Here is a 10,774-nt window from a genome sequence, read left to right as displayed (position 1 = left end):
GGACCTGCGCCTATCCCCGTCCGCCCTGCTCCTCCCCCGAGAAACGGGGGAGGTGGCGCGGCGCCATCGGCGACGTGACTGAGGGGGCGACGGCCGGCACAGCGCCCAGTCTCGCCCCCTCCACCGGCTTCGCCGGTCCCCCTCCCCCGTTTTACGGGGGAGGAGCAGAACGCTGCGGCAGTTGAAAACGGCCCCCCTCCGTCGCCTTCGGCGACACCTCCCCCAGAAGGGGGAGGATCTGGATCGGCGCCTTGCTGGGCCTTGCGCCCAGGATCCATCGTTCAGCCGCTCAGACCTTTGCAGGACGACCCAGGTCTGAGCAGCGGCCGGCATGGGCCCTCGCCACGAGGGCGAGGGAGGCGGTGATGGGGGCAAACGCCCTGGGTCTCAGAAAAAGCCTCGCGGGGATCTTACGGACGGCCCCTACCCTTTCGCGATCAGTCCGGCCAGGCGCCGGACTCCCTCCTCGATCTGGTCGGGCGGCAGCAGGGAGTAGCTGAGGCGCAGGGTGTTGGCGGCGGGGGCCTCGGCGAAGAAGGGCGCGCCGGGGACGAAGGCCACGCGGACCTCGGTCAGGGCCCGCTCCAGCAGGGCCTTGCCGTCGATCCCCTCAGGCAGGGTCAGCCAGACGAACATGCCGCCCTCCGGCGAGATCCACGACACGCTCTTGGGCATATGCCGCTCCAGCGCCGCCAGCATGGCCCGGGCCTGGCCGCCATAGGCGCCGCGCAGGCGGCCCAGGTGCTGGTCGTAGCCTTCGGAGACCACGCGATGGGCGACCATCTGGTTGATGGTCGAAACATGCAGGTCGCCGCCCTGCTTGAGCAGGACCAGCTTCTCGATCGCCGCCCTGGGGCCGCAGATCCAGCCGATGCGCAGGGCCGGCGACAGGGTCTTGGACAGGGTGCCGCAGAACAGGGTGCGCGCCGCCTCGATCGAGCCCTTGCGGGCGATGTCCAGGGCCAGCAGCGAGGGCACGGCCTCGCCGCCGAAGCGCAGCTCGCGATAGGCCCCGTCCTCGATCAGCGGGAAATCCAGCTCGTCGGCGAGGTCGAGCAGGGCCTCGCGCTGCGCCAGGGTCAGGCTGACGCCGGTGGGATTGGCGAAGTCGGGAACGAAGTAGCCCAGGCGCGGCGCACGAGCCGCCACGGCCTCGCGCGCGGCCGGATCGCCGTCCAGGGCGCCCGCCGGCAGGTCGAGATAGGTCGGCTGGTAGGCGTTGAAGGCCTGCAAGGCGCCCAGATAGGTCGGCCGGGCCACCATGACGGGCGCGCCGGGGTCGAGGAACAGCTTGCCCAGCAGGTCGAGGGCCTGCTGCGAGCCGGCGGTCAGCAGCACGTTCTCGGGTTCGCACGGCATGCCGTCGCGGGTCATGCGCTCGGCGATCCAGCGGCGCAGCGGGCCGTGGCCCTCGCTGACCGTGTATTGCAGGGCCTGGGCGGCCTGGCCGCCGTCGGCGAGGATCTCGGCATAGGCCTGGCGGATCGCTTCGGCCGGAAACAGGGCCGGATCGGGGATGCCGCCGGCGAAGGAGAGGATGTCGGGCTGCTCGAGCAGCTTCAGCAGTTCGCGGATCTCGCTGGCGCGGATGCCGGCCATGCGCGCGGAGTAACGCGCGGCCCAGTCCTGGGCGGCGAAGTCTTGGGTGTCGGTGGTCATTTGGTCTTCTTCGTCGAGACGGTCGTGCGGCGGCTCTCGGGCCGCCGGTCTTCTGAGTGCGACGGCCCTGACGTCCGTCGTCCCGGCGCACGAAGGCGCCGCGCCTGATCCCTAGCGGTCAGGCGCTGCGTACGAGTCCGTTGGTGCCCAGGGACAGCCGGCGCTGGAAGCGCCAGGTCCCGCGTTCGCTCGCGATCATGGCGCGACCCTAGCGACCCGGGCGGCGGAAGGAAACCCGGCTTTTCCTCGAAGGACCGCCAGCAAGCCTCACCGCGGGCCGTTGAGGCTGTCGGTCCAGTCCTCGTTGGGATCGGGCGGACCGCCGGTCGGCAGGCGCCATTCGCCGCGATAGGCGAAGTCCAGAGTGCCGCACAGCCGGGCCTGGCCGGCGGCCTTGGGATCGTCGCCGAAGGCCTGGATCCGCAGGTCGTGGCGCAGGGCGATGCGGCTGAAGCTCAGCCACAGGCGCTTGGAGCCGGGACAGAAGGCGCGGACATAGACCTTGCCCTGCTCGACGGTTCCGTTGACCTCGTAGAGGGCCGCGTCGGTGTCGACGCCGGGCATGGAGGCCAGGCCGCCCTTGCCGAGGTCCTTGGGGCCGGCCTTGCGCAGCAGGGCCTGGGCCGGAACGCCGGTGGCCAGCACCTTGATCGGCCGGGCGCTGAGCAGCCCCTGCTCGAACAGCACGGTCAGGCCCGCCCCCGTCAGCCGCTTGGCGTCGGGCGAGATCGGGTCGTAGGAAAACATCCGCCGCTCGGCCGCGGCCGGGCTCGCCGCCACGGCCAGGGCGGCCGCCGCGCCCAGCGCCAGGGCAAGGCCCCTCATCGCTTGAGCTGCAGGTTCACGGCCTGGGCGTCGAAGCCCGACAGCCGCCAGCTTCCGCCCTCGCGGGTGAAGGTCAACATGCACGGACCGTCCTTCTTGGCGGCGCAGACGCGGCCGTCGCCGACGGGACGCAGGGCCGAGGCGATGGCGATGCGGCCGGGGATCGGCTTGTCGGGCGTGTAGCCGTAGTAGTTGGCGGCGGCGCGGAACACCTCGGGGCGGATCAGGGCCGCGCCGGCGACGTCGGCGGCCGGACCGGCCAAAGCGATCATCGCCGCCTGCCAACCGCCCTTAGCCCCCGAGCGGCGGGCCTCTTCGACGAGACGGGCCTCGACCGCGCCGGTCAGGGCCCGATGATCGACCAGGCTGTCGAAGGTCGCCCGGTCGTTGTTGCGGATCGCCGTCAGCAGGGCGTGCACGTCGCCGGCGGCGTCATAGCGATCGGCGGTCGCGCAGGCGCTCAGCGAGGCGGCGACGGCGGTCAGGGCGAAAAGGGCTTTGATGCGCATGAATAACGGCTAGCGCTCAATTCCGGCGAATTCCAGTCGCTCGTGCAGCACCGCCCTAGCCTCGGCTAAGCGTAACGGTCTCGCGGTCGGAAAGGCCGCGTACGGGCCGGCTCCTGCCGCCCACCAGGGGCTCCTCTACCCGCAGGGCGAAATCGTAGACCCCGGAGACCTCATAGCCGCCTTCAATGTCGTAGGTCGCCGCCGTAGCCCGCTCGGGGGTCAGGCGATCGATCGCGGCGCGCCAGTCGGCCTTGAACGTGGCCGACAGGGCTTCGAGCGAGACCTCCAGCCGGGTGTCGCCGGGAACCTCGACCTCCAGGCTGAGCTGGCCACGGACGGTCACGGCGGCGCTGGTGTCAGCGCCCAGGACCAGCCCGGACGGCGCGGCGACCCATTTCGGCTCCAGGCCCGAGCCCGCCTGCAGGCGCTCGGGCCGAAAGCTGGCGACCTCGTCGAGGCCGATGCTTCCCCCCAAGGCAGCCAGGCGCTCCAGCGCCGACTGCGATCCTGCCGCCGCCCGCCAGCGATGCTGCGACACGCCCGACGCCGTCAGCTCGATGTTGAAGACCCGAGGGCCACGAGATCCGCGGTTGTCCAGGTTATGGACCACGCCGCGCAGCCCCCCGCCCGCCGCCAGGGACCGCTGGCGATAGACGATACGCGGATGGCCGAAGCTGGGTCGATAGGGCGCGAACCGCCACTCCTGATGGGCGCGGTTGTGGCGGTCGTACTCGTAGACCCGCACCGGACTGCGCGCGTCATAGGGACCGTTGCCGGAGATTTCGAGCAGTTGGTCGCCGGGGCTCGCTACGATCGGGGTGACCTCCAGGTTCGTGTCGAGGTTCCAGTAGAAGCCCCTGTCGTTCTCGTCGAACATCACGACGCGCACCGGCGCCCGGCCCTGCACCGCGGAGAAGTTGAGGCCTCCGCCCACGCCGCCGCCGGGATGGCTCAACGCGACAGCCTCAAGCCAGAACCGTCCGTCCTTACCGCTTCGCCGCCACAGCTGGTTGTCGCCGTAGCCGGCCGGCGCGACCCCGACGCGGCAATCCATCGTACCCCAATGGGCCTTCGTCCCCAGGCCGTCCGACGCCGCCGCGGTCAGCGCCAGGGGCGTGGGCCAGTCGCGACTGGCGGCGGACAGAATGACATAGAGCAGCGGCGCGTCGGCCATGGATGAGCCCCCTGGAGCGCGCGATCGCGCCGTGGGCGACAACCTAGGGCGGCGCTGCGGGGCGTCCATCCGCCGGGGACTCATTTTGGGGCGCGCATGCGAAAAGGGCGCGGACCTTTCGATCCGCGCCCTTCGATAGTTCGGTGACCGAAGTCGCCGGCCCTTAGTCGAGCTGGCGCTTGATCTCCTCGACGGTGAAGCACTCGATGGTGTCGCCGACCTTGATGTCCTGGAAGCCCGCGAACATCATGCCGCACTCCTGACCGACGGGGACTTCGTTGACCTCGTCCTTGAAGCGCTTGAGCGTCTGCAGGGTGCCCAGTTCGAGCACGACGATGTCCTGACGGATGATCCGGACCTTCGCGCCCTTGCGGACCACGCCTTCGGTGACCTTACAGCCGGCGACCTTGCCGATCTTGGTGATGTCGAAGGCCTGCAGGACTTCGGCGTTACCGAGGAAGGTTTCGCGCTGGATCGGGGCCAGCATGCCCGAGAGCACGCCTTTGATGTCGTCCAGCAGGTCGTAGATGATCGCGTAGTAGCGGATCTCGACGCCTTCGCGTTCGGCCAGGGCCCGCGCCTGGGCCGAGGCCCGGACGTTGAAGCCGATGACCGGCGCGCCGGCGCCCTTGGCCAGCATGACGTCGCTTTCGCTGATCGCGCCGGCGCCCGACAGGATGATCCGCGCGCGGACCTCGTCGGTGGCCATCTTGTCCAGCGAACCGATGATCGCCTCGGCCGAACCTTGCACGTCGGCCTTGATGATCAGCGGAAGCTCTTTCAGCTTCTTGTCCTGCAGCTTGGCCATCATGTCGGCCATCGAAGCGCCGGCGCCCACCGGGGCCAGCGTCTTCTCGCGCTTCTGGCGGATGCGGTACTCGGTCAGCTCGCGGGCGCGGGCCTCGTTCTCGACTACGGCGAAGGCTTCGCCCGGCGAGGGAACGCCGTCCAGGCCGAGGATCTCGACCGGAGTAGCCGGACCGGCTTCGGTCAGCTGCTCGTTGCGCTCGTTCAGCAGGGCGCGAACCCGGCCGAACTGGCTGCCGGCGACGACGATGTCGCCGCGCTTGAGCGTGCCGCGGTTGACCAGGACGGTCGAGACGGCGCCGCGACCCTTGTCCAGCTTGGCCTCGATCACCACGCCGTCGGCGGTGCGGTCGGGGTTGGCCTTCAGGTCGAGCACTTCGGCCTGCAGCAGGATGGCGTCGAGCAGGTCGTCCAGGCCCGTGCGGGCCTTGGCCGAGACTTCGATGATCTGGGTGTCGCCACCCAGGCTTTCGACGACGATCTCGTGCTGCAGCAGCTCGTTGACCACGCGGGTCGGATCCGAGCCCGGCTTGTCCATCTTGTTGACGGCCACGATGATCGGAACCTCGGCCGCCTTGGCGTGCTTGATGGCTTCGATCGTCTGCGGCATCACGCCGTCGTCACCGGCCACCACCAGCACGACGATGTCGGTGATGTTGGCGCCGCGGGCGCGCATCGCCGAGAAGGCGGCGTGGCCCGGGGTGTCGAGGAAGGTGACGCGCTGGCCGTCCTTCAGGCGAACCTGATAGGCGCCGATGTGCTGGGTGATCCCGCCGTGTTCGCCGGCCGCCACGTCGGTGGAGCGCAGGGCGTCGAGCAGGCTGGTCTTGCCGTGGTCGACGTGGCCCATGATGGTCACGACCGGAGGACGGGCCTCCAGGTGATCGTCGTGGTCCTCGGCGCCGATGAAGCCTTCTTCGACGTCGGCTTCCGACACGCGCTTGACGGTGTGACCAAACTCGGTGGCCACCAGCTCGGCGGTGTCGTTGTCGATGACGTCGTTGATCTTCAGCATCACGCCCTGACGCATCAGGAACTTGATGATCTCGACGCCGCGCACGGCCATCCGGTTGGACAGCTCCTGCACGGTGATGACGTCGGGGATCACGACCTCGCGGGCGACGCGCGCCTGCTCGACCGCGCCGCCACGGCGCTTTTCCTTCTCGCGTTCACGGGCCCGGCGAACCGAGGCCAGCGAGCGCATGCGATCGGCGGAATCCCCATCACCGGCCACGGCCTGGATGGTCAGACGGCCTTCGCGACGCTGCGGAGCGCCCTTGACGCGCGACACGGCCTTGTTCGGCGCGTTCGCGGTCTTGCGACGATCGTCGTCCTCGTCGGGACGGCGGCCGATTTCGCCACCGGGACGCGGGGCCGAACGCATGGCGCGCTGGATTTCCGGGGTCGCCGGAGCCGAGGCGGGAACGCCGGGACGCGGACCGCGCGGACCGCCGGGGCCGCCAGGACCACGAGCGCCGCCAGGCGCCGGACGCGGGGCCAGGGCCGAGTAGCGGACGGTCTGCTGCGGACGGTCGCCTTGCGGACGATCACCCTGCGGGCGGTCGCCGCCCGAGCGGTAACCACCGCCGCCAGCGCCGCCTTCCGGACGCGGGCCGCGCGGACGGTCGCCGTCCGGACGCGGAGCGCGCTGGTTGTACGGGCCGTCCTGACGGGGGGCGCGTTGGTTGTACGGGCCGTCCTGGCGCGGAGCGCGCTGGTTGAACGGACGGTCGCCCTGCGGACGGTCACCCTGGGGACGATCGCCTTGCGGGCGGTCGCCGCCCGGCGTCGGCCGGTAGGTCGTGGTCGTCGGACGGTCGTCGCGGCGCTCACGGCTGGGTTCGTAGGTGCGGGTCTGGCCCGGCGCGCTGGGGCGCGGAGCCTCGGCGCGGGGCGCTTCGACGCGCGGCGCGGCCGGAGCCGGAGCGGGCGTCGGCGCGGGCGCGGCCGGAGCAGCGGCGGCCGGGGTCGGCGCGGGCGCGGGCTTGGCGGCGGCGGCTTCAGCGGCGGCCTTGGCGGCAGCGGCCTTGGCGGCGGCTTCGCGAGCCGCGGCGGCCTCGGCGGCGGCGCGGGCGTCAGCGGCGCGACGCTCGGCGGCCTGGCGCTCCTGGTTCTCGCGAGCAGCTTCGATGGCGCGCTGGCGGGCGCGCATCTCGTCCTGCGACAGACCGCCAGCGGCGGAACCGCCGCCCTGCGGGCGCGGCGCGTCATGGCGACGCTCGGCCTGGGACGGCGCGGCGAGGTTGCCGGAAGCCGGCGCATGCGGACGCGTGCGCTTCGTCTCGACAACCACCGTCTTGGTCCTGCCGTGGCTGAAGCTCTGCTTCACAACGCCGGCGCTCACCGAGCCCTGGCGGGGCTTCAGGGTGATGGGCGCGCGCCCACCGGGGTTGGAACCAGGCCGACCGTTATCGTTCTCGTCGCTCATGCGCTCGCTTGTACTTCCGCCGGGCGGGTTCCCGGCCCAAAAAACCGATCAATCCATACGAGAAAGGGGCCTGGACGTACCTCCAATAGGAAGCGCGTTTCCCGGCCCTTCGCTCAAGAGCGCGACGCCTGCGGCGGCTTGCTCCAACATTCAGGTTCTAGGCTATTTTCGCCATCGAATGAAGCCATCCGAGGACGTATCGAAGCCTAGGGCTCCTCGCTCTGCCGCACCACCCAGTCCGGCGGCGTGAAAGGACGGAAGCCTGATAACCGCTCGACGTCCAAAGTCCAGCGATCCGTACCTCGCCCCGCGAGGAGCGCCGTGTGTATCACATTCTCCCCGCCCAAGGCCAAACCCAATTCGTCGGATGTGAACATCCCGAGGATTCTTGGGGCGTTCGGCGCCTTGCGGGCGGCTGAAAAGACCTTTCGGCGGCCGTCATCGGCGCCGTCGGCGGCTTCGATCAGCCAGGCGGTCTTGCCCGAGGCCAGAGCCGCCAGAACCTTTTCGAACCCCGAGATAATGCTCCCCGAGCGCCGCGCAAGGCCAAGACCGTCCAGAACCCGCTTGGCCAGAAGCTGTTCCACCTGGTCGGCGAGATCGGCCGGGGCCGACAGCTTGGCCTTGGCCGAACGCGAGAAGGCGTTCTTCTTCACGGCCGCGGCGATCGACTCGCGGTCGGCCGCCACCCACATGCCGCGCCCCGGCAGCTTGCGGGCCACGTCGGGCACGACGACGCCGTCCGGGCCGGCCACGAACCGCACCAGGCGCGCCTCGTCGACCGCCTCGCCCAGGACGATGTCCTTGCGGGCGCGGTTGGCTTCGGCGTGGGTTTTCGGTGCGGCCTGGTCGATCATGCGTCTTTTAAAGGAAGCGGCCCCTCCGAGGTTCGGAAGGGCCGGCTCTCTGTCTCTTACTGCTCTTGCGCGGCTTCTTCGGCGGCAGGAGCTTCTTCGCCCTCGCCTTCGACTTCGGCGCCTTCGGTCTCGTCGGTCGCTTCGACCTCCTCGACCTCTTCGTATTCCGGCTCCGGCGGGGCCTCGACCCAGCCCATGGCGATGCGGGCGCGCATGATCAGGGCTTCGGCGTCGTCGGGCGACAGGTTGAAGCTTTCGAGGATGCCCGGCTCGCGCACGCGCTCGCCGCCCTTGCTCTCGAACCAGCCGCGCATGTCGTCGGGGACGAGGCCGGCCAGGTCTTCGATCGTCTTCACGTCGCCTTCACCCAGGGCCACGGCCATGGCCAGGGTCACGCCCTCGATGCCGAGCACCTCGTCCTGAACGCCCAGTTCGACGCGCTTGGCGTCGAGGGCGGCGGCTTCCTTTTCGAGGAATTCGCGGGCGCGGGCCTGCAGTTCCTCGGCGGTCTCGTCGTCGAAGCCTTCGATCGAACCGATCTCGTGGGTGTCGACATAGGCGACGTCTTCCACGGCGGTGAAGCCTTCGGTGACCAGCAGCTGGGCGATGACCTCGTCGACGTCCAGGGCTTCCTGGAACAGGGCGGTGGCCTCGGCGAACTGCTTCTGACGGCGCTCGCTCTCCTGGCTTTCGGTCATGATGTCGATCTGCCAGCCGGTCAGCTGCGAGGCCAGGCGGACGTTCTGGCCGCGGCGGCCGATGGCCAGCGACAGCTGTTCATCCGGCACCACGACTTCGACGCGCTCGTCTTCCTCGTCCATGACGACCTTGGAGACTTCGGCGGGCGCCAGGGCGTTGACGATGAAGGTGGCTTCGTCTTCCGACCACTGGATGATGTCGATCTTCTCGCCCTGCAGCTCGGCGACCACCGCCTGCACGCGCGAACCGCGCATGCCGACGCAGGCGCCGACCGGGTCGATCGAACCGTCGTTGGAGATGACGGCCATCTTGGCGCGCGAACCCGGGTCACGGGCGACGGCGCGGATCTCGATGACGCCGTCGTAGACTTCCGGCACTTCCTGCGCGAACAGCTTGGCCATGAAGCCGCCGTGGGCGCGGCTGAGCATGATCTGCGGGCCCTTGGTCTCGCGACGGACGTCGTAGATGTAGGCGCGGATGCGGTCGCCGACGTTGAAGTTCTCGCGCGGGATCGACTGGTCGCGGCGCATGATGCCTTCGCCGCGGCCCAGGTCGACGATGACGTTGCCGTACTCGACGCGCTTGACGCTGCCGTTGACGATCTCGCCCGAGCGGTCCTTGTACTCTTCGTACTGGCGCTCGCGCTCGGCTTCGCGAACCTTGTGCATGACGACCTGGCGGGCCATCTGGGTCTGCACGCGGCCGATCTCGAACGGCGGCAGGGCTTCTTCGTAGATCTTGCCGATCTCGGCGTCGCGCCAGGTGCGCTTGGCCGAGGTCAGGTGGACCTTGCCGATCTCGCCTTCCAGGTCGGCGTCGTCGGCGACGACCTCGATCACGCGCTTCTGCGTCGTCTCGCCCGTGCGCGGATCGATCTTGACGCGGATGTCGTGCTCGGCGCCGTAGCGGGCGCGGGCGGCCTTCTGCAGGGCGTCCTCGATGGCCTCGATGACGACTTCCTTCTCGATGCCCTTTTCGCGGGCGACCGCGTCGGCGATCTGGAGCAGTTCAAGCCGGTTGGCGGCGATGCCGATGGCCATGGTCAGTCCTCTTCACTTTCGGACAAATCGTTGTCGTTCTCGGCGTCCACGCGGGCGGCGCGCGCATCGGCGCCCCGCTTCATCAGCTCGTCGGTGAGGACGAGCTTGGCGTCGACGATCCAGGCGAACGGGAAATAGACGGTGACGTCGTCCTCGCCCTCGATGTTGAGGCCGACCTGGTCGTCCTCGACACCGGCGAGCTCGCCCTTGAAGCGCTTGCGGCCCTCGGCCACGCGGTCGAGCTCGATGCGCACCTCGAAACCGGCATAGGTCTCGAAGTCCTTCAGGCGGGTCAGCGGGCGGTCGACGCCCGGGCTGGAGACTTCCAGGGTGTATTCGCCGGCGATCGGGTCGGCGGCGTCCATCACCTCGGAGATGGCGCGCGACAGCTTGGCGCAGTCCTCGACGTTCATGTCGCCGCCCGTGCCGTCTTCCAGCAGGGGGCGCTCGGCCATGATCTGCAGGCGGCGCTGCTCGGCCCCGCCCATCAGGCGCAGGCGGACGATCTCGTAGCCGGTCGCCTCGGCGACGGGGTCGAGCATCTCGATCAGGTCCAGGTCTTCTCGCGTCTTGCCGCGCACGGTTCTCTTCTCAAATTTCGCGGGCCGTCCGCCGGGGGCCTGGAAGGCCCAGCTGGCGAGCGACCAAAGAAAAAGCGGCAGCCTTTCGGGCCGCCGCTCGAAAGCGCCAATCAGCGCTAACGGACGATGTAGGAGCTATATAGCGCGATAGGCGGACGGGTGGAAGCCCCCTGGCGCCCGACGGCTCGCGCCACG

At 69.8% G+C, this 10,774-nt stretch carries 8 protein-coding genes; all 8 read right to left on the bottom strand.

Annotated features, from left to right (window positions below):
* Window positions 1-423: 423 nt before the first annotated feature.
* On the bottom strand, window positions 424-1,659 hold the full coding sequence (locus P7A99_RS23335) for a PLP-dependent aminotransferase family protein (RefSeq protein ID WP_277796110.1): 1,236 nt from the start codon (window positions 1,657-1,659) through the stop codon (window positions 424-426).
* Window positions 1,660-1,926: 267 nt separating this feature from the next.
* On the bottom strand, window positions 1,927-2,484 hold the full coding sequence (locus tag P7A99_RS23330; RefSeq protein ID WP_277796109.1) for a hypothetical protein: 558 nt from the start codon (window positions 2,482-2,484) through the stop codon (window positions 1,927-1,929).
* Window positions 2,481-2,993 (bottom strand): DUF2939 domain-containing protein, encoded by a 513-nt coding sequence (locus tag P7A99_RS23325; RefSeq protein WP_277796108.1) that lies wholly within the window; start codon window positions 2,991-2,993, stop codon window positions 2,481-2,483. The genes P7A99_RS23330 and P7A99_RS23325 overlap by 4 nt, the downstream gene beginning before the upstream one ends.
* 55 nt (window positions 2,994-3,048) lie before the next feature.
* Window positions 3,049-4,167: a hypothetical protein gene (locus tag P7A99_RS23320; RefSeq protein ID WP_277796107.1), complete on the bottom strand. Its 1,119-nt coding sequence runs from the start codon at window positions 4,165-4,167 to the stop codon at window positions 3,049-3,051.
* Between the two features lie 163 nt (window positions 4,168-4,330).
* Window positions 4,331-7,402: a translation initiation factor IF-2 gene (infB, locus tag P7A99_RS23315; protein WP_277796106.1), complete on the bottom strand. Its 3,072-nt coding sequence runs from the start codon at window positions 7,400-7,402 to the stop codon at window positions 4,331-4,333.
* A 206-nt stretch (window positions 7,403-7,608) separates the two neighbouring features.
* Complete coding sequence (locus P7A99_RS23310; RefSeq protein ID WP_277796105.1) at window positions 7,609-8,259, bottom strand: RNA-binding protein; 651 nt, start codon at window positions 8,257-8,259, stop codon at window positions 7,609-7,611.
* Between the two features lie 56 nt (window positions 8,260-8,315).
* Window positions 8,316-9,998 (bottom strand): transcription termination factor NusA, encoded by a 1,683-nt coding sequence (gene nusA, locus P7A99_RS23305; protein WP_277796104.1) that lies wholly within the window; start codon window positions 9,996-9,998, stop codon window positions 8,316-8,318.
* 2 nt (window positions 9,999-10,000) lie between these two features.
* Entirely contained in the window at window positions 10,001-10,579 is a 579-nt protein-coding gene (gene rimP, locus P7A99_RS23300) for a ribosome maturation factor RimP (protein WP_277796103.1), read from the bottom strand.
* Window positions 10,580-10,774: the final 195 nt, after the last annotated feature.

It is taken from the genome of Caulobacter endophyticus, from assembly GCF_029543245.1.
Lineage (GTDB): Bacteria > Pseudomonadota > Alphaproteobacteria > Caulobacterales > Caulobacteraceae > Caulobacter > Caulobacter endophyticus_A.
Note: the sequence above shows the minus strand (reverse complement) of the source record. Positions and strands in the feature narration are given on the sequence as shown.